Annotated in this window: 22 protein-coding genes and 1 other annotated feature (1 of these 23 cut by a window edge); of the genes, 17 read left to right on the top strand and 5 right to left on the bottom strand. The window is 37.4% G+C overall.

What is annotated here, in order from left to right; all coding sequences use genetic code 11:
* Positions 1–209 (top strand) — a binding site (T-box leader); it begins 16 nt to the left of the window's first position.
* Between the two features lie 71 nt (positions 210–280).
* The 14 genes from ileS2 to pyrE all read left to right on the top strand — a co-directional run bounded on the left by ileS2 (position 281) and on the right by pyrE (position 16,867).
* Positions 281–3,046, top strand: coding sequence for an isoleucine--tRNA ligase (gene ileS2, locus K5S59_RS10560; RefSeq protein ID WP_000455967.1), 2,766 nt, complete (start codon positions 281–283; stop codon positions 3,044–3,046).
* 156 nt (positions 3,047–3,202) lie between these two features.
* Positions 3,203–3,532 carry a TraR/DksA C4-type zinc finger protein gene (locus tag K5S59_RS10555; RefSeq protein ID WP_001004659.1) on the top strand — a complete coding sequence of 110 codons (330 nt, stop codon included), beginning with the start codon at positions 3,203–3,205 and terminating at the stop codon, positions 3,530–3,532.
* Between the two features lie 124 nt (positions 3,533–3,656).
* Positions 3,657–4,115 (top strand): lipoprotein signal peptidase LspA, encoded by a 459-nt coding sequence (gene lspA, locus K5S59_RS10550; protein WP_000642179.1) that lies wholly within the window; start codon positions 3,657–3,659, stop codon positions 4,113–4,115.
* Positions 4,116–4,119: 4 nt separating this feature from the next.
* Entirely contained in the window at positions 4,120–5,028 is a 909-nt protein-coding gene (locus K5S59_RS10545) for an RluA family pseudouridine synthase (RefSeq protein WP_000005851.1), read from the top strand.
* A gap of 204 nt (positions 5,029–5,232) precedes the next feature.
* Positions 5,233–5,775, top strand: coding sequence for a bifunctional pyrimidine operon transcriptional regulator/uracil phosphoribosyltransferase (gene pyrR / locus K5S59_RS10540; protein ID WP_001156490.1), 543 nt, complete (start codon positions 5,233–5,235; stop codon positions 5,773–5,775).
* Between the two features lie 146 nt (positions 5,776–5,921).
* A complete protein-coding gene (uraA, locus tag K5S59_RS10535) occupies positions 5,922–7,205 on the top strand; it encodes a uracil permease (protein WP_000435930.1) in 1,284 nt (427 codons plus the stop codon).
* Positions 7,206–7,353: 148 nt separating this feature from the next.
* Positions 7,354–8,268, top strand: coding sequence for an aspartate carbamoyltransferase (gene pyrB / locus K5S59_RS10530; RefSeq protein WP_000018864.1), 915 nt, complete (start codon positions 7,354–7,356; stop codon positions 8,266–8,268).
* Complete coding sequence (pyrC, locus tag K5S59_RS10525; RefSeq protein ID WP_001108379.1) at positions 8,252–9,538, top strand: dihydroorotase; 1,287 nt, start codon at positions 8,252–8,254, stop codon at positions 9,536–9,538. Before pyrB ends, pyrC begins: the two co-directional genes overlap by 17 nt.
* Positions 9,535–10,632 carry a carbamoyl phosphate synthase small subunit gene (locus K5S59_RS10520; protein ID WP_000828667.1) on the top strand — a complete coding sequence of 366 codons (1,098 nt, stop codon included), beginning with the start codon at positions 9,535–9,537 and terminating at the stop codon, positions 10,630–10,632. Before pyrC ends, K5S59_RS10520 begins: the two co-directional genes overlap by 4 nt.
* On the top strand, positions 10,617–13,835 hold the full coding sequence (gene carB / locus K5S59_RS10515; protein ID WP_001126137.1) for a carbamoyl-phosphate synthase large subunit: 3,219 nt from the start codon (positions 10,617–10,619) through the stop codon (positions 13,833–13,835). Before K5S59_RS10520 ends, carB begins: the two co-directional genes overlap by 16 nt.
* Positions 13,832–14,611: a dihydroorotate oxidase B electron transfer subunit gene (gene pyrK, locus K5S59_RS10510; protein ID WP_000983351.1), complete on the top strand. Its 780-nt coding sequence runs from the start codon at positions 13,832–13,834 to the stop codon at positions 14,609–14,611. The genes carB and pyrK overlap by 4 nt, the downstream gene beginning before the upstream one ends.
* Positions 14,608–15,537 carry a dihydroorotate oxidase B catalytic subunit gene (pyrD, locus tag K5S59_RS10505; RefSeq protein ID WP_001081057.1) on the top strand — a complete coding sequence of 310 codons (930 nt, stop codon included), beginning with the start codon at positions 14,608–14,610 and terminating at the stop codon, positions 15,535–15,537. Before pyrK ends, pyrD begins: the two co-directional genes overlap by 4 nt.
* Positions 15,522–16,238: an orotidine-5'-phosphate decarboxylase gene (gene pyrF / locus K5S59_RS10500; protein WP_000083508.1), complete on the top strand. Its 717-nt coding sequence runs from the start codon at positions 15,522–15,524 to the stop codon at positions 16,236–16,238. Before pyrD ends, pyrF begins: the two co-directional genes overlap by 16 nt.
* Positions 16,235–16,867, top strand: coding sequence for an orotate phosphoribosyltransferase (gene pyrE / locus K5S59_RS10495; protein WP_000711458.1), 633 nt, complete (start codon positions 16,235–16,237; stop codon positions 16,865–16,867). The genes pyrF and pyrE overlap by 4 nt, the downstream gene beginning before the upstream one ends.
* A gap of 114 nt (positions 16,868–16,981) precedes the next feature.
* Here pyrE and K5S59_RS10490 read toward each other — a convergent pair whose 3' ends face one another.
* Together K5S59_RS10490 and K5S59_RS10485 are read right to left on the bottom strand one after the other, a co-directional pair.
* Positions 16,982–17,236 (bottom strand): YbeF family protein, encoded by a 255-nt coding sequence (locus tag K5S59_RS10490; RefSeq protein WP_001003939.1) that lies wholly within the window; start codon positions 17,234–17,236, stop codon positions 16,982–16,984.
* Between the two features lie 165 nt (positions 17,237–17,401).
* Positions 17,402–18,787, bottom strand: coding sequence for a hypothetical protein (locus tag K5S59_RS10485; protein ID WP_000537893.1), 1,386 nt, complete (start codon positions 18,785–18,787; stop codon positions 17,402–17,404).
* A gap of 166 nt (positions 18,788–18,953) precedes the next feature.
* Here K5S59_RS10485 and K5S59_RS10480 point away from each other — a divergent pair, with 166 nt between their 5' ends.
* Positions 18,954–19,319, top strand: a complete 366-nt coding sequence (locus K5S59_RS10480) for a YoqO family protein (protein ID WP_001227564.1) — start codon at positions 18,954–18,956, stop codon at positions 19,317–19,319.
* Positions 19,320–19,334: 15 nt separating this feature from the next.
* Positions 19,335–19,703 carry a YoqO family protein gene (locus K5S59_RS10475; protein ID WP_001208275.1) on the top strand — a complete coding sequence of 123 codons (369 nt, stop codon included), beginning with the start codon at positions 19,335–19,337 and terminating at the stop codon, positions 19,701–19,703.
* Between the two features lie 36 nt (positions 19,704–19,739).
* Here K5S59_RS10475 and K5S59_RS10470 read toward each other — a convergent pair whose 3' ends face one another.
* On the bottom strand, positions 19,740–20,264 hold the full coding sequence (locus K5S59_RS10470; RefSeq protein ID WP_001012041.1) for a DinB family protein: 525 nt from the start codon (positions 20,262–20,264) through the stop codon (positions 19,740–19,742).
* An 84-nt stretch (positions 20,265–20,348) separates the two neighbouring features.
* Positions 20,349–21,419, bottom strand: coding sequence for a M24 family metallopeptidase (locus tag K5S59_RS10465; protein ID WP_098257923.1), 1,071 nt, complete (start codon positions 21,417–21,419; stop codon positions 20,349–20,351).
* Between the two features lie 441 nt (positions 21,420–21,860).
* Here K5S59_RS10465 and K5S59_RS10460 point away from each other — a divergent pair, with 441 nt between their 5' ends.
* Positions 21,861–23,024, top strand: coding sequence for a lysozyme inhibitor LprI family protein (locus K5S59_RS10460; protein WP_212981805.1), 1,164 nt, complete (start codon positions 21,861–21,863; stop codon positions 23,022–23,024).
* Positions 23,025–23,073: 49 nt separating this feature from the next.
* Here the strand turns inward: K5S59_RS10460 and K5S59_RS10455 are convergent, their stop codons facing one another.
* Positions 23,074–24,783, bottom strand: a complete 1,710-nt coding sequence (locus tag K5S59_RS10455) for an Rqc2 family fibronectin-binding protein (RefSeq protein ID WP_120450827.1) — start codon at positions 24,781–24,783, stop codon at positions 23,074–23,076.
* Between the last annotated feature and the right edge of the window lie 101 nt (positions 24,784–24,884).

Raw genomic sequence — 24,884 nt, 5'->3', positions numbered from 1 at the left:
GGATAAGTACCTTTTTCATACCTTATATAGCGAACTGAGGATGGTGTAAGCTCAGGATAAGGAGATAATGGGAATATCACCCTGGAGTTCCGCGCTGAACAAATAGAGTAAGCGTAGGCGTATATTCGCGTTAAGAATATAAAGAGGATTGTATACCTATGTATAGGATCTACTAGGGTGGTACCGCGGGAGACTTTCTCGTCCCTTTTTGGGATGAGAAGGTCTCTTTTTTATTCCGTTTTTTAAGTGTTTCTTTTATACATGTAAGGAGGAATTGAGCATGGAGTACAAAAATACATTACTAATGCCAAAAACAGAGTTCCCAATGCGTGGGAATTTACCAAAACGTGAGCCTGCAATGCAAGAACAGTGGGCTGAAATGAATATTTATGAAAAGGTACAAGAACATACGAAAGGTCGTCCTTTATTTGTATTGCATGATGGACCTCCATATGCGAATGGTGACATTCATATGGGACATGCGTTAAATAAAGTGTTAAAAGACTTTATTGTTCGTTATAAATCAATGACTGGTTACTGTGCACCATATGTACCAGGTTGGGATACACACGGTTTACCAATTGAGCAAGCTTTAACAAATAAAGGTGTAAAGCGTAAAGAAATGACAGTTGCGGAGTTCCGTAAGTTATGTGCAGAGTATGCATATGAGCAAGTAGAACGTCAACGTGAACAATTTAAGCGTTTAGGTGTACGTGCTGATTGGGATAACCCATACATTACTTTAGAGCCAGCTTATGAAGCGCAACAAATTAAAGTGTTTGGTGATATGGCGAAAAAAGGTTATATCTATAAAGGGCAAAAACCAGTTTACTGGTCTCCAACGAGTGAATCAGCTTTAGCAGAAGCTGAAATTGAATATCAAGATAAAAAATCAGCATCTATTTACGTAGCATTCCCTGTAAAAGACGGAAAGAACGTATTAGAAGGTGATGAGAAATTCATTATCTGGACAACAACACCTTGGACGTTACCTGCAAACTTAGGTATTTCTGTTCACCCAGAACTTGAATACGCTATTGTAAAAGTAAATAATGAGAAATATATTATTGCTTCTGAACTATTTGAGACAGTTGCAAAAACGTTAGAGTGGGAAAATACTGAAGTTGTGAAAACGGTAAAAGGTAGCGAACTTGAGTATACAGTTGCAAAACATCCATTCTACGATCGTGATTCATTAGTTATGCTAGGAGATCACGTAACAACAGATGCAGGTACAGGTTGTGTTCATACAGCACCAGGACACGGGGAAGATGACTTCGTTGTTGGTAAAAAGTATGGATTAGAAGTACTTTGTCCAGTTGATGATAAAGGTGTATTAACAAATGAAGCACCTGGATTTGAAGGCTTATTCTATGATAAAGCTAACAAGCCAATTACAGAGAAATTAGAAGAAGTAGGCGCGTTACTGAAACTAACATTCATTACGCATTCATACCCACATGATTGGAGAACGAAAAAACCAATTATTTTCCGTGCGACAGCACAGTGGTTTGCATCTATTGAAGCGTTCCGTAAAGAATTATTAGAAGCTGTTGCGGAAACAAAATGGGTACCAGCATGGGGAGAAACTCGTCTTCATAATATGGTTCGTGACCGTGGTGACTGGTGTATTTCTCGTCAGCGTGCATGGGGTGTGCCAATCCCTGTATTCTATGCAGAAAATGGCGATCCAATTATTACAGATGAAACAATTAACCATGTAGCAGATTTATTCCGTGAGCACGGTTCTAACGTATGGTTCGAGCGTGAAGCGAAAGATCTATTACCAGAAGGATTTACACATACAGGTAGCCCGAATGGTGAATTCCGTAAAGAAACAGACATCATGGATGTATGGTTCGATTCAGGTTCTTCTCACCAAGCGGTATTAGAAGAGCGCGATGACTTACAACGTCCAGCTGATTTATATTTAGAAGGATCTGACCAGTATCGTGGTTGGTTTAACTCTTCATTATCAACAGCAGTTGCTGTAACAGGTAAAGCTCCATATAAAGGCGTACTAAGCCATGGTTTCGTATTAGATGGTGAAGGACGTAAAATGAGTAAGTCGATTGGAAACATCGTCGTACCGAAGAAAATTATGGATCAATTAGGCGGAGACATTTTACGCTTATGGGTATCTTCTGTTGACTATCAATCTGATGTACGTATTTCAGATGATATTTTAAAACAAGTAGCAGAAGTGTATCGTAAAATCCGTAACACATTCCGTTTCTTATTAGGAAACTTAGATGACTTTAAGCCAAGTGAAAATACAGTAGCTGTAGCTGAACTTCGTGAAGTAGATCGTTACATGCTAGTGAAATTAAATGACTTAATTACAAAAGTAAAAGAAGCATATGAAACATACGACTTCGCTGCTGTATATCATGCAATTCATAACTTCTGTACAATTGATTTAAGTTCATTCTACTTAGACTTTGCAAAAGACATTTTATATATTGAAGGTGCAAACCATGAAGATCGTCGTGCAATTCAAACTGTATTATATGATGTTCTTGTTGCGTTGACGAAACTTGTAACACCAATCTTACCGCATACGGCCGATGAAGTATGGCCATATGTTCCAGGTGTAACAGAAGAAAGTGTACAATTAACTGATATGCCAGAAGCTGTACAATTAGATGGTGCGGAAGAATTAAAAACAAAATGGGATGCATTTATGACATTACGTGATGACGTATTAAAAGCGTTAGAAGTAGCTCGTAATGAAAAAGTAATCGGTAAGTCATTAAATGCAAGCATTACGTTATATCCAACTGCAGAAATGAAAGCTATGTTAGAGTCTATTAGCGAAGACTTAAAGCAATTATTCATCGTCTCTGAGTATAAACTTGGTGGCATGATGGAAGAAGCACCAGCAGATGCGCCGAAGTATGAGCATACAGCGGTTGTTGTTGCTCAAGCAACTGGTGAAACATGTGAACGTTGTTGGGTAGTTTCAGAAACAATTGGTAAAGATGCTGAACATGAAACATTATGTGAGCGTTGTGCAACAGTTGTTAAAGAAAACTATGTAAAGTAATAAAAAACTGACTGTGCCTAAGTGCAGTCAGTTTTTTTATTGAAGATATATTGAAATGACTTTCACTCTCTTTCCTATGAAGGAAAAATGTGTGTGAGGTAAGCATAGAAATTTCGGACACACTAATCGTACATTGCAGCTGGGAGGAATGTACACGTGAATGAAATGTATATGGAAATCAAAGAAGAATTGCAATTGATGCGAAAAGAGTTACAAGAAAGGCTAGCTAAAGAGGTCATGCACAAATATGATACAGAGTTTAGCGAAGAGCTTGGATATGAAATTAAGGAAGAGATAAAGAAAAAACTCCTATTACATGATATAAAAGAGGACTTAAAAGATGTAGAACGCGCATTATTTAAAATGGAAATAGATATGTATGGTATTTGTGAAGAGACAGGGAGAGTAATTTCGGTAAAACAAATGAAGACGATGCCGACTGCCCGTACCATTCATGAATTTTTCTATGAAAAAGTAAATGTATGAATGCGCACAACGATATTATATTACCTTTTTTTAATTTATTTTATTCTTCTATAAAGGTTCATTGTGAAAAGGTTGCAGCTATGCTAAAATTTTGAGGTACACTGTCTTTGTGGGGGAAATGAAAATGATATATTATGTAATAGCGTTATTTGTCATTGCCATCGATCAAATATCGAAATGGCTAATTGTAAAGAACATGGAATTGGGTACGAGCATTCCGATTATCGATAATGTATTATACATAACATCACATCGAAATAGAGGAGCTGCCTGGGGGATTTTAGAAAACAAAATGTGGTTTTTCTACATTATTACAGTCGTTTTTGTAGCATTTATCGTAATTTATATGAAAAAATATGCGAAAACAGACAAACTTCTAGGAATTTCATTAGGTCTAATATTAGGCGGAGCAATTGGTAATTTCATTGATCGTGTATTTAGACAAGAAGTAGTGGATTTCATTCACGTGTATATTTTCTCGTACAACTATCCAGTATTCAATATAGCTGATTCAGCATTATGTATTGGTGTTGTATTAATTATTATTCAAACATTATTAGAAGGCAAGAAAACGAAGGAGTAATTGAATGAGTGAAGTAGTACAGGTAACAGTTGCAGAAGAACAAAAAAGCGAGCGAATTGATAAATTCGTTGCAGAAATAAACAGTGAATGGTCACGTTCACAAGTTCAACAATGGATTAAAGAGGATGTTGTTACAGTTAATGGAAAATCGGTAAAAGTGAATTATAAAGTGAAAGAAAACGATGAAATTACAGTAACGATTCCTGATCCAGAAGAGTTAGATATTCAAGCAGAAGATATGAACTTAGAAATTTATTATGAAGATGCAGATGTACTCGTTGTTAATAAGCCGCGTGGTATGGTTGTACATCCAGCACCAGGTCATACAAGTGGTACGCTTGTGAACGGTCTTATGCATCACTGTACAGACTTATCAGGCATTAACGGTGTAATGCGTCCAGGTATCGTGCATCGTATTGATAAAGATACATCAGGCCTATTAATGGTTGCTAAAAATGATATGGCACACGAATCACTTGTAAATCAACTTGTAGCAAAAACAGTAACAAGACGTTACAAAGCCATTGTACACGGTGTTATTCCGCATGATAAGGGAACAATTGATGCTCCGATTGCTCGTGATAAGAAAGAGCGTCAAAGTATGACGGTTGATGAAAATGGTAAGCATGCTGTTACGCATTTCCAAGTGATAGAGCGATTCAAAGATTTCACACTTGTAGAATGTCGCTTAGAAACAGGACGTACACACCAAATTCGTGTTCATATGAAATATATTGGCTATCCACTTGCAGGAGATCCAAAGTATGGACCAAAGAAAACATTAGACATGAATGGGCAAGCACTTCACGCAGGTATTTTAGGATTCGACCATCCTCGCACGGGTGAGTATATTCAGTTTGAGGCACCGATTCCAGAAGTGTTTGAAGATGCATTAAATATTTTACGAAAATAGTATTGACAAATCATAAGAAAACTGAGATACTGACAACAGTTAAATAATGATCCTTTAACACAGCCCCGTGAGGTTGAGAAGGTAACGGTTTGAAATACATAGGGTATGCTGTACCCTTTTTTCAAAAGTCCTCTCGCACACGCTGAGAGGACTTTTTTTATACCATTACTCTCACGCAAGAAAAAAAGCTTGGAGGTGTAGAGCATGCAAGAGAAAGCAGTCGTTTTAGATGACCAAATGATTCGCCGCGCTTTAACACGAATTAGTCATGAAATCGTGGAACGAAATAAAGGTGTCGATAATTGTGTTCTTGTCGGAATTAAAACTCGTGGAATTTTTATTGCACAACGTTTGGCAGAACGAATTGGTCAAATTGAAGGAAAAGAAATGGAAGTTGGAGAGCTAGATATTACGTTATATCGTGATGATCTAACACTACAATCAAAAAATGAAGAACCACTTGTAAAAGGTTCTGATATCCCTGTAGATATTACGAAGAAAAAAGTTATCCTTGTAGATGATGTATTATATACAGGAAGAACAGTTCGAGCAGCAATGGATGCTCTTATGGATTTAGGTAGACCATCACAAATCCAACTGGCGGTTCTTGTTGATAGAGGTCATCGTGAACTACCAATTCGCGCTGATTATGTAGGAAAGAACATTCCAACATCAAGTGAAGAGCGTATCGAAGTTGATTTGCAAGAGACAGATCAACAAGATCGAGTAAGCATATACGATAAGTAAAGCCCTTTTAAATGTAGTCCTGTGAGGCTGCCAAAGGGTCTTGGCTTTCATATGTCAAATTTGGCATACGAAAGTGTAGGACTCTTTGTGCACAGGCACAAAGAGTTTTTTTATTGCAAAGAATTAAACTGAAGGAGGATGTAACAATGGAACAAAAGCCAGTGTTAGACGTTAATGAAGTACCGAAACCGGGAAAATGGTTATTTTTAAGTATACAACATTTGTTCGCGATGTTTGGATCAACAGTGCTTGTTCCGTTTTTAACAGGATTGAATCCGTCAGTAGCATTAATATCAAGTGGATTAGGAACGCTAGCGTTTCTTCTTATAACGAAAGGTCAAGTACCTGCCTATCTAGGATCATCATTCGCCTTTATCGCACCGATAATAACAGCGAAAACAGCAGGTGGACCTGGAGCAGCAATGCTCGGTGGGTTGCTAGCAGGACTTGTGTACATCTTAATTTCACTCGGAATTAAGAAGTCAGGATCAGAGTGGATTATGAAATTACTTCCACCAATCGTAGTTGGTCCAGTCGTAATGGTAATCGGTCTAGCTTTAGCGCATACAGCAGTTAACATGGCGATGAACGGTGCGGATGGCAAATATAGCTTTACACACTTTTCAGTAGCATTAGTAACGTTAGCAATTACAATTATCTGCTCTATATTCGGAAGAGGATTTTTCAGTATCATACCAGTGTTACTTGGCATTATCGGCGGATATATCTTCGCTTACTTCCAAGGGCTAGTAAACTTAAAGCCGATAGCTGAGGCAAAATGGTTTGTTGTACCAGATTTCACAGTACCATTTGTAACATATACTCCGGAGTTTTCGTGGAAGATTGTACTCTTGATGGTACCAGTTGCACTAGTAACAATTTCAGAGCATATCGGACATCAAATTGTACTTGGAAATGTTATTAAAAGAGATTTAATTGAAAAACCAGGTTTACACCGTTCGATCTTCGGTGATGGAGTAGCAACATTAATCGCATCACTTATCGGTGGACCACCGAATACAACGTACGGTGAAAACATCGGTGTGCTAGCAATTACGAGAGCATACAGTGTATACTTATTCATCGGTTCAGCAGTGTTCGCAATCATGTTTGGGTTTATCGGTAAGATTTCTGCACTGATTCATTCGATTCCAACACCGGTTATGGGTGGTGTATCAATCTTACTATTCGGTGTAATTGCATCAAGTGGATTACGCATGATGGTAGATGATAAAACAGACCTAAGTGACAAACGAAACTTAATGATTGCATCAGTAATACTAGTAATCGGTATTGGTGGAGCGGTACTTCACGTAGGAGAATCGTTCCAAGTAGAAGGAATGGCACTAGCAGCAATTGTAGGTGTCCTGTTAAATCTACTACTACCAGAAACGAAACAAATAAAACAATCTAAGCAGATTGCTTCATAATAATAACCTTTTAATTCAGTCCTGTGAGACCGGAAAGGGTGGCTTCTTCCTTGCACCCTAGTCTCACATGACTAGGGTATTTTTATGCAAAGGTTGTTATAAAAATACAAAAGTGGTAACATAAAAATCAGAAAGATGAGGGATGACGATGAGCCATTTGTTAACGATGAGTGAATTATCGGAAGTAGAAATTTCAGAAATCCTAAAAGACGCAGAAGATTTCGCGAATGGAAAAGAGAGCAAAACGACAGAGCAAACTTTTGTTGCGAACTTGTTCTTTGAGAATAGTACGAGAACGAGATTTAGCTTTGAAGTTGCTGAGAAGCGATTAGGACTTGAAGTTTTAAACTTTTCAGCTGATGCATCTAGCGTACAAAAAGGAGAAACTTTATACGATACGATAAGAACACTAGAATCAATCGGAACAAAAGCGGTAATCGTCCGCCATGAGCAAGATCGCTACTTCGATGAACTAAAGGATCAGGTAAATATCCCAATCTTAAATGCTGGAGATGGATGTGGAAACCACCCAACACAGTGCCTACTCGATCTTCTTACAATTAAACAAGAGTTTGGAAGATTTGAAGGATTAAAGATTGCGATAGTAGGAGATGTTCGTCATAGCCGAGTAGCACGTTCTAATGCAGAAGCATTAACGAAACTGGGTGCAACAATTTACTTTGCAAGTCCAGAAGAGTGGAAAGATGAAGACAGCACATTTGGAACATACAAACCATTAGATGAACTTGTTCCAGAAGTCGATGTAATGATGTTACTTCGTGTACAACATGAGCGTCATGATCATTATGAAACAGACATTATGAAAGAGTATCATGAGAAACACGGATTAACAGTGGAAAGAGAAAAGCGTATGAAAGAAGGAAGCATTATTATGCATCCAGCTCCTGTAAACCGTGATGTTGAAATTGCAAGTGAACTTGTTGAGTGTGAGCGTTCACGCATATTTAAACAAATGGAGAATGGAGTTTACGTAAGAATGGCTGTACTAAAACGCGCCTTACCAAATGTATTAGGAGGAATGAAACATGAATTACTTGTTTAAAAATGGTCGTTATATGAATGAAGAAGGAAAAATCGTAGCAACAGATCTTCTCGTACAAGACGGTAAAATCGCTAAGGTAGCAGAAAATATTACGGCAGATAATGCTGAAGTAATCGATGTGAACGGAAAGTTAATCGCACCTGGATTAGTAGATGTACACGTACATCTTCGTGAACCAGGTGGTGAACATAAAGAAACAATTGAAACAGGTACACTAGCAGCCGCAAAAGGTGGATTCACTACAATTTGTGCAATGCCAAATACACGCCCAGTACCAGATTGCAGAGAACATATGGAAGACTTGCAAAATCGTATTAAAGAAAAAGCGCATGTCAACGTACTACCATACGGAGCAATTACAGTACGCCAAGCGGGTTCTGAAATGACAGATTTCGAGACGTTAAAAGAACTTGGAGCATTTGCTTTCACTGATGACGGTGTAGGCGTACAAGATGCTAGCATGATGTTAGCTGCTATGAAGCGTGCAGCGAAATTAAATATGGCAGTGGTTGCGCACTGTGAAGAGAATACTCTTATTAATAAAGGTTGTGTACATGAAGGGAAGTTTTCTGAGAAACACGGATTAAACGGTATCCCATCAGTATGTGAATCTGTACATATTGCAAGGGATATACTGCTTGCTGAAGCGGCAGATTGTCACTATCACGTATGTCACGTAAGTACGAAAGGATCTGTACGTGTAATTCGTGATGCGAAACGTGCTGGAATTAAAGTAACAGCAGAAGTAACACCTCATCACCTAGTGTTATGTGAGGATGATATCCCATCAGCTGATCCGAACTTTAAAATGAACCCACCGCTTCGTGGAAAAGAAGATCACGAAGCACTAATTGAAGGTTTATTAGATGGAACAATCGATATGATCGCAACTGACCATGCACCGCATACAGCGGAAGAGAAAGCACAAGGAATTGAAAGAGCACCATTCGGAATTACTGGTTTTGAAACAGCATTCCCGCTTTTATACACAAACCTTGTGAAAAAAGGAATTATTACATTAGAACAGTTAATTCAATTCTTAACAGAAAAGCCAGCTGATACATTCGGCTTAGAAGCAGGTCGCCTGAAAGAAGGCAGAACAGCTGATATTACAATCATTGATTTAGAACAAGAAGAAGAGATTGACCCAACAACATTCTTATCAAAAGGAAAAAATACACCATTCGCAGGTTGGAAATGCCAAGGATGGCCGGTAATGACAATCGTTGGTGGTAAGATCGCATGGCAAAAGGAGAGTGCATTAGTATGAAAAGACAACTTATCTTAGAAGATGGAACAGTATTAATTGGAAAAGGTTTCGGAGGAGAAATCGAAAAGTCAGGTGAGGTTGTATTTACAACAGGAATGACTGGATATCAAGAAACATTATCTGATCCATCATATTGCGGTCAAATCGTAACATTCACGTACCCTTTAATCGGAAACTACGGCATCAACCGTGACGATTTTGAATCGATTCACCCATCTGTAAATGGTTTAATTGTAAACGAAATTTGTGATCACCCATCAAACTTCCGTAATGAAATTTCGTTAAATGATTACTTAAAAGAAAGAAACATCCCAGGCTTAGCAGGAATTGATACGAGAAAATTAACGAGAAAAATTCGTCAATACGGTACATTACGTGGACGTCTATGTAACATGGATGCAGATGTAGAATACATCGTGAGCCAATTAAAAGCGACAGTATTTACAGATCACGTGAAACGCGTATCAACGAAAGATCCATACCCAAGCCCAGGCCGTGGACACCGAGTTGTACTTGTAGACTTCGGAATGAAACATGGTATTTTAAGAGAATTAAATAAACGTGATTGTGATGTAATTGTTGTACCTTACAATACAACAGCAGAAGAGATTTTACGTCTTAGCCCAGATGGAATTATGTTAAGTAACGGACCTGGGGATCCAAAAGATGTACCAGAAGCAATTGAAATGTTAAAAGACATTATCGGTAAAGTTCCTTTATTCGGAATTTGCCTAGGACATCAATTGTTCGCTCTAGCATCTGGTGCGAATACAAGTAAGTTAAAATTCGGTCACCGCGGTTTAAATCATCCAGTAAAACATCTTGCAACTGGAAAAGTAGCAATTACATCTCAAAACCATGGTTATGCAGTAGAAGAAGAATCAGTTGGAAATACAGAACTTGAAATTACACATGTTGCTTTAAATGATGGAACAGTAGAAGGTCTTCGTCATACGAAGTTCCCAGCATTTACAGTACAATATCATCCAGAAGCTTCAGCAGGACCAGAAGATGCAAATGATTTATTCGAAGATTTCTTAGCAATGATTGAAAACTTCAAGAAAGAAGGGGAAGAGTTATGCCAAAACGCCTAGACATTAACACAATTTTAGTAATCGGATCAGGACCAATTGTAATTGGGCAAGCAGCAGAGTTTGACTACTCTGGTACACAAGCTTGTCAATCTCTTAGAGAAGAAGGTTACAAAGTAATCCTTGTTAACTCTAACCCAGCAACAATTATGACAGATACTGCAACAGCAGATAAAGTATACATTGAGCCTTTAACATTAGAATTCGTAAGCCGAATCATTCGTAAAGAACGTCCAGATGCAATCTTACCAACATTAGGTGGTCAAACAGGCCTGAATATGGCTGTTGAACTTGCAAAATCAGGCATACTTGAAGAGTGTGGAGTTGAAATTTTAGGAACAAAATTATCAGCAATCGAGCAAGCGGAGGATCGTGATTTATTCCGTACATTAATGCAGGAATTAAATGAACCAATTCCATCTAGTACCATTATTCATACGCTAGAAGAAGCACATGAATTTGTAAAAGAAATTGGATATCCAGTTATTGTTCGCCCAGCATTTACAATGGGCGGAACAGGTGGCGGAATCTGTAGTAATGAAGAAGAACTAATTGAAATCGTATCAGGTGGATTAAAACATAGTCCAGTAACACAATGTTTATTAGAAAAGAGCATTGCTGGTTGTAAGGAAATTGAATATGAAGTAATGCGTGATTCGAATGATAACGCGATTGTAGTATGTAACATGGAAAATATCGATCCAGTTGGAGTTCACACAGGTGATTCTATCGTTGTAGCACCGAGCCAAACATTAAGTGACCGTGAATATCAAATGTTACGAAACACTTCATTACGAATTATTCGTGCATTAGGAATTGAAGGTGGATGTAACGTTCAGCTTGCACTTGATCCACATAGCTTCCAATACTATGTAATCGAAGTAAACCCACGTGTAAGTCGTTCATCTGCACTAGCATCTAAAGCAACTGGATATCCAATTGCGAAGCTAGCGGCAAAAATTGCAGTCGGTTTAACATTAGATGAAATTATAAATCCAGTAACACAAAAAACATACGCTTGTTTCGAACCAGCATTAGACTATGTTGTTTCAAAAATTCCACGCTGGCCATTTGATAAGTTTGAATCAGCGAACAGAACACTAGGTACACAAATGAAGGCAACTGGTGAAGTTATGTCAATCGGACGTAACTTAGAGCAATCATTATTAAAAGCGGTTCGTTCTTTAGAACTGGGCGTTTATCACTTAGAGTTAGCGCATTTAAAAGAGCTTGATAAAGGGACAATGAAAAAACGCATTATAAAAGCTGATGATGAGCGACTGTTTATTGTAGCAGAAGCAATTCGTCAAGGGGTAACGAAAGAAGAGATCAACGATTGGTGTGAAATGGACTTCTTCTTCTTACAAAAAGTTGAAAATATCGTAAACATGGAACGCGAAGTAAAAGCACATGTAGGAAATATGGAAGTATTACAATCAGCGAAAGAAATGGGCTTCAGTGATCACTACATTGCAGCAGCTTGGAACAAAACAGAGCGTGAAATTTACGATATGCGTAAAGAAAGCAATATAACTCCTGTTTATAAAATGGTAGATACTTGTGCGGCAGAGTTTGAATCTGCAACACCATACTATTACAGCACATATGGTGACGAGAATGAATCGGTTAGAACAGATCGCAAGAGTGTTGTCGTACTAGGGTCTGGTCCAATCCGTATCGGTCAAGGTGTTGAGTTTGACTATGCAACAGTTCACTCTGTATGGGCAATTAAAGAAGCTGGATATGAGGCAATCATTGTTAATAACAATCCAGAAACAGTTTCAACAGACTTCAGTATTTCTGACAAATTATACTTTGAACCATTAACAATCGAAGATGTAATGCACATTATCGATTTAGAAAAGCCAGAAGGTGTTATCGTCCAATTCGGTGGACAAACGGCAATTAACTTAGCTGCTAAATTAGAAGCTCACGGTGTGAAAATCTTAGGAACATCACTTGAAGATTTAGACCGTGCAGAAGATCGTGATAAGTTTGAAGCAGCTCTAACACAGCTTGGTATCCCGCAACCAGTTGGTAAAACAGCAACGACTGTAGAGCAAGCGGTAGCAATCGCTGACAAAATTGGTTACCCAGTATTAGTAAGACCATCTTACGTACTAGGTGGACGCGCGATGGAAATCGTATATCGTCAAGAAGAACTGCTGCACTACATGAAAAATGCGGTTAAAGTTCACGCAGATCACCCAGTATTAATCGACCGTTACATGGTTGGTAAAGAAATTGAAGTAGATGCAATTTCAGACGGTGAGAATGTATTCATTCCAGGTATTATGGAACATATTGAACGCGCTGGAGTTCACTCTGGTGACTCAATCGGAGTATATCCACCACAAAGCTTATCTGCAAAACTGAAAGAACAAATTATTGAACATACAATTGCACTTGGAAAAGGTTTAAATATTGTTGGATTACTAAATATCCAGTTTGTAGTATTTGAAGATCAAGTGTATGTAATTGAAGTAAACCCACGTGCGAGCCGTACAGTACCATTCTTAAGTAAAATTACAGGTGTACCGATGGCGAATGTTGCAACGAAAGTTATTTTAGGTCAAAATCTTGTAGAGCAAGGATACGGAACGGGTTATCACCCAGAAGAGAAAGAAGTGTATGTAAAAGCACCAGTATTCTCATTTGCGAAACTACGTTCAGTTGATACAACATTAGGACCTGAAATGAAGTCAACAGGGGAAGTAATGGGGAAAGACTTAACACTTGAAAAAGCATTATATAAAGGATTAGTAGCTTCTGGAATTAACATCCCAACGCACGGATCAGTAATCATTACTGTAGCCGATAAAGATAAAGAAGAGGCGTTGGAAATTGCAAAACGTTTCCATGAAATCGGTTATAACTTATTAGCAACAGCTGGAACAGCACAATCGTTAGCAGAGCAAAATATCCCAGTACAAGTTGTAAACAAAATTGATTCTGAAGACTACAACTTACTAGATATTATCCGTCAAGGAAAAGCACAGTTTGTAATCAATACATTAACAAAAGGCAAACAACCAGCGCGTGATGGTTTCCGCATTCGCCGTGAATCAGTAGAAAATGGTGTGGCTTGCTTAACATCACTTGATACAACGAGAGCAATCTTACGAGTACTAGAATCTATGACATTCTCAGCTCATTCAATGAAAGAAATTACGCAAACAAAGCGTCACGAGGTGGTACATGCATGATGCAAAAGCAAAATATGATCGTCGTTAATCAAAAAGAAATCGCAAAAAACATTTACGAATTAGTGCTTCAAGGAACGTTAGTACAGCAAATGAACGAACCAGGGCAGTTTGTACACATTAAGGTAGCAGAGGGCATTGCGCCCCTTCTGCGCCGCCCGATTAGTATTTGTAATGTAGATCAAGAGAAGAACGAATTTACAATGCTATATCGTGCAGAAGGACAAGGGACAAAAATATTAGCAACTAGAAAACAAGGTGAAATGGTAGACGTACTAGGACCGCTAGGACATGGTTTTCCTGTAGAAGAAGCAGAAGCTGGTCAAACAGCTTTACTAGTAGGCGGGGGAATTGGTGTACCACCACTTTATGAATTATCACAGCGCCTTGTTGCAAAAGGTGTACGCGTAATTCACATCTTAGGTTTTCAAACGAAAGATGTCGTTTTCTATGAAGAGAAATTTGCAGAACTTGGTGATACGTACGTTGCGACAGTAGACGGTACACACGGAACAAAAGGATTTGTCACAGATGTAATTGATAATTACGGAATTAACTTTGATATTCTTTATTCATGTGGTCCGTTAGCGATGCTTCGTGCATTAGAAGGACGTTACAAAGAGAAAAAAGCTTATATTTCTTTAGAAGAACGTATGGGCTGTGGTATTGGAGCTTGTTTCGCATGTGTATGCCACTTACAAGAAGATCCAAGTGGACATTCTTACAAGAAGGTGTGTAGCGACGGACCAGTATTTCCAATCGGGGAGGTTGTACTATGAACAGATTGCAAGTTGAATTACCGGGATTATCATTAAAAAATCCAATTATACCGGCATCTGGATGCTTTGGATTTGGTCGTGAATATGCACAGTTTTACGATTTAAGTGTACTAGGATCAATCATGATTAAAGCGACGACAGAACAACCACGCTATGGAAATCCGACGCCTCGTGTTGCTGAAACACCGGGCGGCATGTTAAATGCAATCGGACTTCAAAACCCAGGGTTAGAAAAAGTAATGAATTCTGAATTACCATGGTTAGAACAATTTGATCTTCCAATCATTGCGAACGTTGCAGGCTCACAAGCTGAGGATTACGTAGCGGTTGCAAAGGAAATTTCTAAAGCGCCTAATGTCCACGCACTAGAATTAAATATTTCTTGTCCGAACGTAAAAACAGGTGGTATCGCCTTTGGTACAAATCCTGAAATTGCTGCTGATTTAACGAAGCGAGTAAAAGAGGTTTCTGAAGTACCTGTATACGTGAAGTTGTCACCGAACGTGGCAAACATTGTGGAAATTGCAAAAGCGATTGAAAATGCAGGTGCAGATGGTTTAACGATGATTAATACATTGCTTGGTATGCGTCTAGATTTAAAAACAGCTAAACCAATTTTAGCAAACCGTACAGGCGGATTATCAGGTCCTGCGATTAAGCCAGTAGCGATTCGCATGGTACATGAAGTAAGCCAAGCGGTTAACATTCCAATTATCGGAATGGGTGGTATTGAAACAGCGGAAGATGTAATTGAATTCTTCTACGCTGGTGCAAGCGCAGTTGCAGTAGGTACAGCGAACTTTATCGATCCGTTCGTATGTCCGACAATTATTGAAGAGTTACCAGCACTATTAGATGAATTAGGATTTGATCACATTTCGGAATGTCAAGGAAGGAGCTGGAAGCAAACATGTCACAGTCGTTAATCGTTGCACTAGATTTTCCAGGGAAACAAGATGTAGAACAATTCTTGCGCTACTTTGAAGGGGAAGAGTTATTTGTCAAAGTAGGTATGGAGTTATTCTACAAAGAAGGCCCTGCGATTATTACGTACTTAAAAGAAAAAGGACATAAGATCTTTCTAGATTTAAAACTTCATGATATTCCGAATACAGTAAAAAGCGCTATGCGTAGCCTAGCTAGTCTAGATGTTGATATGGTAAATGTTCATGCTGCTGGGGGAAGCAGTATGATGAAAGCTGCGATTGAGGGATTAGAGGAAGGTAAGCAAGAAGGAAAAGAGAGACCGATTTGTATTGCAGTTACACAACTAACAAGCACTTCGGAAGCTATGATGAAAAAAGAGATCGGCATTGAGAAAACGTTAGAAGAAGCGGTTGCTCATTATGCAAAACTAACGAAAGAAAGTGGACTTGATGGCGTTGTTTGTTCAACACTTGAAGTTCCAAAATTACGTGAAGTATGCGGAAATGAATTTGTAACAGTAACGCCGGGGATTCGTCTTGCAAGCGATGATGTAAATGACCAGGTGCGCGTAGCAACACCGAAACGTGCGAGGGAACTTGGCTCAAGCTACATCGTAGTTGGACGTAGTATTACAAAAGCAGAAAATCCGCTTGAAGCGTATAAAACAGTAAAACAACAGTGGGAAGGTGTAACAGTATGAAAAAAGAAATCGCATCGCATTTATTAGAAATTGGAGCAGTATTTTTACAACCGAATGATCCATTCACTTGGTCTTCAGGTATGAAATCACCAATTTATTGTGATAACCGTTTAACTTTATCTTATCCAAAAGTACGTCAAGCAATTGCAGCTGGATTAGAAGAGTTAATTAAAGAGCACTTCCCAACTGTAGAAGTTATTGCAGGAACAGCAACTGCTGGTATTGCGCACGCTGCATGGGTAAGCGATCGTATGGAATTACCAATGTGCTACGTACGTAGTAAAGCAAAAGGTCACGGTAAAGGGAACCAAATCGAAGGAAAAGCTGAAAAAGGTCAAAAAGTAGTAGTAGTAGAGGACCTAATTTCAACTGGCGGTAGTGCAATTACATGTGTAGAAGCACTTCGCGAAGCTGGCTGTGAAGTATTAGGAATCGTATCAATCTTCACATACGAGCTTGAAGCAGGGAAAGAAAAACTAGAAGCAGCTAATGTAGCATCATACTCTTTAAGCGACTACAGTGCATTAACTGAAGTAGCAGCAGAAAAAGGTATGATCGGACAAGCTGAAACGAAAAAATTACAAGAGTGGCGTAAAAATCCATCTAACGAAGCTTGGATCACAGCGTAATACGAAAAAAACGACCGCGGGGGAACGCGGTCGTTTTTTTATATCATTGTTATAATTTTATGTAAAGTTCCAGCGACATCAAAGAAAATCATATTACAATCTCCTCGTTAATAACTATTTAGCGTTTTCCGCAACATCATATCCTCTCACAAACAATAGCGTCATATAAGAAACAATAAATGAGAAGATGCTGTACATGCCAACCCAAAAGAAAAATTTTGGAGTAAAGGCGATAACACCTATTATTAAAAAACTTGAAAACGTTACAATCGGCATGACGTAATACGTTTTCGTCTTGCGTGTTCCAATAACAGAAACGATAAAGATAAGTAACGGACAAATTAATAAGACGAAAATCAATTCATTCATAGTTATGTCCCCTTTTCGAATGGAAATAATCTGTTTCTCGTAAACGTTTTGAAATAAATACTCTCCTAATATAACTTCGCTAACATATACATAATCCCTTTTGAAAGTCCGTAATAAATGATTGATTTCACAATAAAAAAGTAAGCAAGAGAACACTTGCTTACTTTATAGAATAAACATCGCAACGATGGTAGTGACGATTAAGCCAATCACAACTGGTAAAAAGTTTCGGCGTGCGAGTTCAAATGGATCCACTTTACAAATGGCAGCGGCAGGAATAAGTGCCCAAGGAATTAAAGTTCCGCCTCCGGTCCAGATGGCAGCAATTTGCCCGAGTGCTGTTAATGTAGCTGTTCCATGCCCAAGTGCTGTTCCGAAAAGATTGGCAATCGAACCAGCAAGTGATATACCAGAAAAGCCAGATCCATCTAATCCTGTTATGACACCAACGATAGTTAATGTTCCCGCTGATACATATTGGTTTAAAGGAACTGTTTGAGACAAAGCAATTCCTAAGTCGTTAATGATTCCGTGTGAACCTTTCGGTAAATAGTCTCCGATAATTTTTACAAAACCGCTATCTCCTAAATAAAAGAGTGCAGCAATTGGGATAACTGGACCAAAGATTTTAAATCCAAACTGGAGCCCTTCTATAAAATAATCGGTCGTTTTATTTAGTCCATTTCCTTTGTAGGAGATGAGAGAAATGATGATAATCATAATAACAGTCGTCCCGCCGATAAGTGCAGTTGCGTCACTTCCTTGTAGTTTAAATTGAATCATGCAAAGGATATCGATGACATATACGATCGGAATACAAATAGCGAGCCATTTTTTTGTCCGAAGAGATAATGAAGTAATCGTTTTAGAAGACGCAGTTGATGGAATAGATTCTTGTATAGATAATCCTGTATGAAATTCTTTCCGTAAGAAGAAAAATGCTACGGAAGTTGTCACAATGCCCATAACAATTACGAGAGGAACACTGGCAGAAACAACGCTAGAAACAGGAAGACCAGCAGCGTCTGCAGTTAATTTTGGTGCACCTTGAATAACGAAGTCACCAGATAAGGCGATGCCGTGTCCGAATAAATTCATAGCGACGGCAACTCCAATTGGAGGAAGGCCGACGCGTACAGCGACGGGTAATAAGATAGCCCCCATTAAGGCGACAGCTGGAGAAGGCCAAAAGAAGAAAGAAATTGTCATCATTAAAAGGCCGATAATCCAGTAGGCGAGGGTAGGTGTACGAATCATCTTTGTAAATGGTGAAATCATCGTATCATTTATGCCGGTATGAACGAGTAGATTGCTCATTGATACGATAATAGAGATGATTAATATAGTTGGTAAAAGTTCAGTAATAGCGTAAATGAAACTTTGAAAAATACCGCTAATGGCAAGAGGGATAGAACTTGTAGCGGTTAATGCTAATAAAAAGATAAAAACGATACAAATAACCGTCGTATCTTTCCGGAGAATAAAGAAGGTAATAATAGTGAGTAAACAAAGAATATAGAGAGCATGTAACAGCGTTAATTCAACTCCCATAACATTCACATCCTTTAGGCATTCGTGTAGTTTATTGTATGAAGGCAGTGAAAGTATGTGAGTATAGGAAAAAGAAAAAAGTGAAATTTCATGTACTGTAATAGTAAGAACGATAAATGGATGTTACAATACAATTAATCCTAAAAATGGAATTAAAGGAGGGCTTATGCGTAAAAAAATTGGGTTTTGGGGATTTATCATATCTTGTAGTCTATTAATCACTTTAAATTTGTTTACAAACAATGAATGGATCAGTATCATACCTGTTCTCGGATTTGTTTTTGTACTTTTATATAACTGGGATGATATGAAACAATATAGTAAGAAAAGTATCGGAATTATGATAGGTATCATTGTTATTTGCTCATTTTTCGTAGGGTTTATTTTAATAGAAGGACAGAAGCAAATGGAGAAAATATCTATTTTTCAAGAATGGATGTCGTCTGCAAAAGCTCTTTATATTGTAATTGTAGTAGTTATTTTTCTGAAGATTTTTATAAGCATAGCAAGTTACATATTAAAGAAGAAGTAGAATGGGGGAGTACGATTGAGAGAGAAAATAGGTTATTATGGCGTGCTCGTTTGTTTACTATTATCAGTTGTTTCAGGGCAATTTCTTAAAAGTGAATGGGTGCCAGTTATATTATGTATAGGAGTATTGATTTTTGCACCTATGTATCGCTGGAAAGAATGGGAGGCATATAGCCGAAAAAAGAAAATTGTTTTCAGCATCGAGTTTGTCATTATAATTAGTACAATTCCATTTTTGTTATTGAAAGGAAATGAGATAATAGATGGAATTGTAATGTTTCAAGGGTGGTTATTTATTGCGAAATTGATATATTTAATATGCATTTTAATGTTGGTAGCGGTAGTCGCCAAAAAAGTAAATGAAAAGCTATTCGCTAATGAATAAAAGAAAATGCCACCTTATTCGGTGGCATTTTCTTTCTTACTTTACTGAATGAGCTTTTTGCATCTTTTTAATTAAACGAATTTGTCCGCGATGATTGATTTCATCTTCAAAAACGTGAAACCATTTAAAGTAGTTGTTTGCAGGTTTGTCATACCAAAATTCTGTCGTTTTAAATAGCCACTCATCAGGTAATGATTGAAAAGTCTCGATCGTTTTGGCACGTACTTCTTGTAATGTATTTATGTAAAATTCTATCGGGTTTCCTTTTATTTTCTCACGTCCAAGATCCCCTAACTCAATAGCAGGTAACCACTGTTCTAATTCAGCTTCCGTTGGTTCACGGTCTTCAAAAGTATGAATTTGGTAGTAAAATTCAATCGCGGCCATATGGTACAAAAGCATGCCAATTGAATTTGCTTCCTCATCATATAAGTAATCAAGTTCTTCAATTGTTAAACCTTCCACCGCTTGCATTGTTGTATAGCGAGCGTAATTCATCATGGAAACAAGTTTGGAAAATTCAGGCTGTAAACCATCTATTTTATCAATTACAAAATTCAAGTTTAATTCCCCCTCTTTAAACGATGACTCCAGAGAAAGAATTCTATGTGCAGAGAAAAACTCCTTTTAAAAAAGGTCATGATTTTAGCAAGGAATAACAATTAGTTCCCGATTTGATTTTGTAATAACTTCATATCCGTCTTTTGTAATGACGATATCGTCTTCAATTCTACAACCGCCCCAGTTCGGAATGTAAATACCAGGTTCAACTGTAACAACCATACCTTCTTCTAAAGTAGCCTTACTTTCTTGGGATAGGCGAAGAGGTTCATGTATTTCTAACCCAAGACCATGACCAGTAGAGTGTCCAAAATATTGGCCGTATCCATGCTCAGTAATGTAATCTCTCGTTATATCATCGATACTTTTCGCAGTTTCCCCAGGTTTAATTGCTTCCGTTCCACGCTTTAATGCCTCTAATACAACGTTATATATTTTTTTGAATTCTTCTGATGGCTCTCCGATGGCTACAGTCCGTGTTATATCAGAGCAATATCCATCGTAAAGTGCACCGAAATCTAATGTAACGACGTCGCCTCGTTCGATTATTTTATTTGATGCAACGCCATGAGGAAGTGAAGAACGAACGCCAGAAGCTACAATGATTTGGAATGAAGAGGATGTAGCCCCTTTTTTTCGCATGAAAAATTCTAACTCATCTCGTACATCATTTTCACTAATTCCTGGTTTTAGAAACGTAAGGATGTGGTGAAATGCTTCATCAGCAATATTAGCTGCGATTTTCATTGTTGCTATTTCAGGCGTGTCTTTAATAATACGAATATTTTCGATGATTTCGCACACTTGAACCATTTCCGCATGTACGTATTTTTGTAAGTTTTTATATTGTTGCAATGTCATGTTATTTTCTTCAATTCCAAGTTTTTGAATGTTTAATTTCGATACTTGATGTGCAATTTCTTGTTCTAAATTTCCTTTATGCATAATAATTTCAGCATCTTTTATTTGTGATTTCGCTTGATCTACATAGCGAAAATCAGTTATAAAAACAGCTTTATCCGCAGAGATTAAGACGACGCCAGCGCTACCTGTAAAGCCTGTTGCATATTGGCGATTTTCTTTTTTTGTAATCAGTAATCCGTCAATTTCATAGTTTTGTAGTTGATTTTGGATTTTATTAATTTTTAAAGTCATGTTAATTCCCCCTGTTCACAGTATTGAATAAAGCAAATAGCGTGCCAAAAAAATATTTTTAGAGAAAAAATAGCAGAAGTTGCATATATTTTAGGTAGGCAGGCAATTTTGCCCGCTATTTGTGGGTGGTGGGCTGCTCGTGAAATACAGATTATTTCAATTATCAGTGGGAGAATGAGAAAAATATCGATCCAAATTTCACTTTCTTCACAAGGTGTCAAAAAATTTATACAAATTCGAAATAGCAATGTCAATTTTTTTGACAATATGGAAGAAAAGGATAAGAGATTTTTTAGTATATATTTTGAAAGTATGTCCTTTGTTTTAATGTAAAATTAAATATATGAATATACAGTTGTTATTGATATAATAGGTAATTGTTGGATTTCTCTCGAAAATAGGGAAACGTAACGAATATGAAGGAATAAGGATTGTGAGTACATGAAGAAATTAAGTAAAGTAATGTCATTTTGCTTGGTGGCTAGTATGCTAGTTGTAGCAGGTTGTGAAAAAAGTGAAAACAAAGTTCAAGTAAATGAAACGATTGAACAGCTTGATGAAGCGCCAGAAGTGACAGAAAAAGAAGCGAAAAAGATTGTAAGAAAGAGTGTAGATGCAATAGCAAATGCATTTAGTGAGATGGAAAAAGAAAATGGATGGAGCCGAAATAATCCTGGAGATTTAGGTACAGCTAAAAAAGGCGTTAAGGGGCTAGTTTCAGATAGGTTTGTAGAGAAGGAGCTTCCAGGATTGCTTGATACATTTAATAGATCAAGGGAAACTGATATGTTACCATTTCCGATTCATATTGAGCCGGACGTGAGGACAACTTATTCACAGAAAAATGATGTTTTAAAGATTGAGACGCTTACTCTTGCAAATGATATGGGGAATGAAGCGGAGATGTGGGAATTTATTTTCGTATATACCGATGGAAGATGGTTAATGGATAGATGGTCATCAAATACGTCAGTAGATTTAAAGTTAACTAAAGAAGAAGCTAAAGAACTTCTTAGAGTACAAGGTTTCAAGAATGTCTCTTTTGTTAGAGAAGAGAATAGGGGAAATAAAAAATATGTTTTTAAAGAAAGTAACGGAGTAGTTGCTGTCGACGCCAAAAACTCGGTTATTACTCACAATGTAGATGATGAAGAGCAAGAAAAGGTTACGAAAAAAGATTTTGTTCAAGAGCAAGAAACAGTTAAAGGGAATGATTCTAGTACGTCTACTAGTTCAAAAAAAGAAACGTCGTCAGCAATAGGTAAAACTAAGGTTTTAAATGAGTTAGCTGCTTTAGAAAATCAAGAAAAACATACAAATGTTACGTCAACAAATGACATAGTAAATGAAATAGAAGGAAATTATCAACTGTGGGATAATAAACTAAATGAACTCTACAGTACATTGAAAAATACGATGTCAGCTGATGCGTTTCAGTCGTTGAAAACAAAACAAGTTGCATGGATTAAAGAAAAGGAAAGTAAGGTAAAAGCCATTGCTACGGATGAAAATAATGGGACGATGAAATATCTTGAAGCTGCTGATGAAAAATATAAGATGACAAAAGCAAGGTGTTATGAATTAGTAAATGGGTATATGAACTAGTGAGAACGAATATAAAAATGCGTTGCTTATAAGCAACGCATTTTTTTATTTATGCTTTTAATTTCATTACCGTATCAGCATCTGGTGTTACATATACAGTTTGCTGATTGTCGTACGTAACAAAACCAAGTTTTGCACCACTCGGTTTTTTGACATGGCGTATTTTGGTGAAATCTACAGGAACAGAACTAGAATCTTTTGCTTTACTGAAATAGGCAGCGATTTTAGCTGCTTCTAACACAGTGTCTTCGGTAGGTTCAAGAGAACGAATGACAACATGAGACCCAGGGATATCTTTCGTATGTAACCAAATTTCATCACGACGGGCAAATTTCGTTGTTAAATAATCATTTTGTTTATTGTTTTTACCAACGAAAATCTCTGTGCCATCACTTGCTACATATTTATCTAATACTGGTTTAGTAGGCTTTTTCTTTGCGTTTTTCGTTTTACGATTGCGCATATAACCTTCTTCAGCTAATTCTTCACGAATTTCTTCAATATCTTTTGAAGAAGCAGCTTCCATTTGTTGAAGTAAGCTATCAAAATAAAGAATTTCTTCATTTGTTTTTTCGATTTGTTCTTCTACAACAACAACTGAATTTTTCGCCTTTTGATACTTTTGGAAATAGCGTTGCGCATTGTCAGAAGGCGTTTTTAAAGGATCTAATGTGATCTTTACAGTTCCACCATTTTCATCGTAATAGTTAACGACTTCAATATCTTTATCACCTTTTTTCAAGGCGTACATATTGGCTGTAAGTAGTTCGCCAAATAGTTGATATTTATCTGCTTTTCCAGCATCTTGTAATGTTTTTTCTAGTTTAATGAGTTTTTTCTCATTTTTATTTTTTTCGTTTTGCATAAAGCGCTCTAAATCATAAGCTTGTTGTTTTACACGGTCGCGCTCTGCTTTTCCGAAAAAGAAACGGTCTAGCAATTCACTAACAGATGAGAATGCTTTGTCCTCTCCTTGCAAGTGTGCAAGAGGGAAAAGATAGAAGAATTCTTTCCCATTTGAAGTGGTCATCGTTGGTGAATATGTATGAGTTAGTAATGGTCGTTGTATGGAGAAAAAAGCGTCCGCTAATGCTTTTTCATTTACCATACCTGCTTTTTTCACTACTTCTTTTGCGAATAACGGCGATATCCCAGTAAAGGTGCCGACAAGCTGTTTATCCATGTTTCCAGATAGAAAGTCTAGTGGTCTAATAAATTCCTCATTTGTTTCAATCTGAAGTGGGTTAATTTTATGTTGTGCTGGTGGCGCAACATATTCAGCTCCAGCGTATACCGTTCGATGTCGGTTCACTGCTAAAGAAACGTGTTTTAAGCTATCTAAAATATTGTTTGTTTTTGTGTCTACCAAAATGATGTTACTATGTCGTCCCATTATTTCAATTACTAATGTTTTTAGCGATTCGTCACCAATTTCATTTCTGCTGCGAACTGTAATTTGAATAATGCGCTCTAAATCAATTTGTTCAATTTTTTCAATGAAACCACCTTCTAGATGCTTACGAAGAAGCATACAAAACATTGGCGGAAGTGCAGGTGAATCGTAATTTTGATTTGTTAAGTGTAAACGTGCATATGTCGGATGAGCGGAAAGAATTAGTTTTTGATTTTTTCCGTTTGCTCGAATATGTAATAAAATCTCATATTTTGAAGGTTGATATATTTTTGAAATTCTCCCCGTGTAAAGAGAATTTGCAATTTCATGTGTAATTGCTCTTGTAAATAATCCATCGAATGCCATAAAAAACACTCCTTTCTAACTAAAAGTTAATTATAGCATTTTTTTGGACGAGGCTGAATAAGCTTTCAATAGAGTATGTCTGGAATCAGGAGGTCGATAGC

It is taken from the genome of Bacillus sp. BML-BC051, assembly GCF_019656175.1.
GTDB classification, from domain to species: Bacteria; Bacillota; Bacilli; order Bacillales; family Bacillaceae_G; genus Bacillus_A; species Bacillus_A mobilis.
The sequence above is the reverse complement of the archived record's forward strand: the minus strand, read 5'-3'. Positions and strand labels throughout refer to the sequence as shown.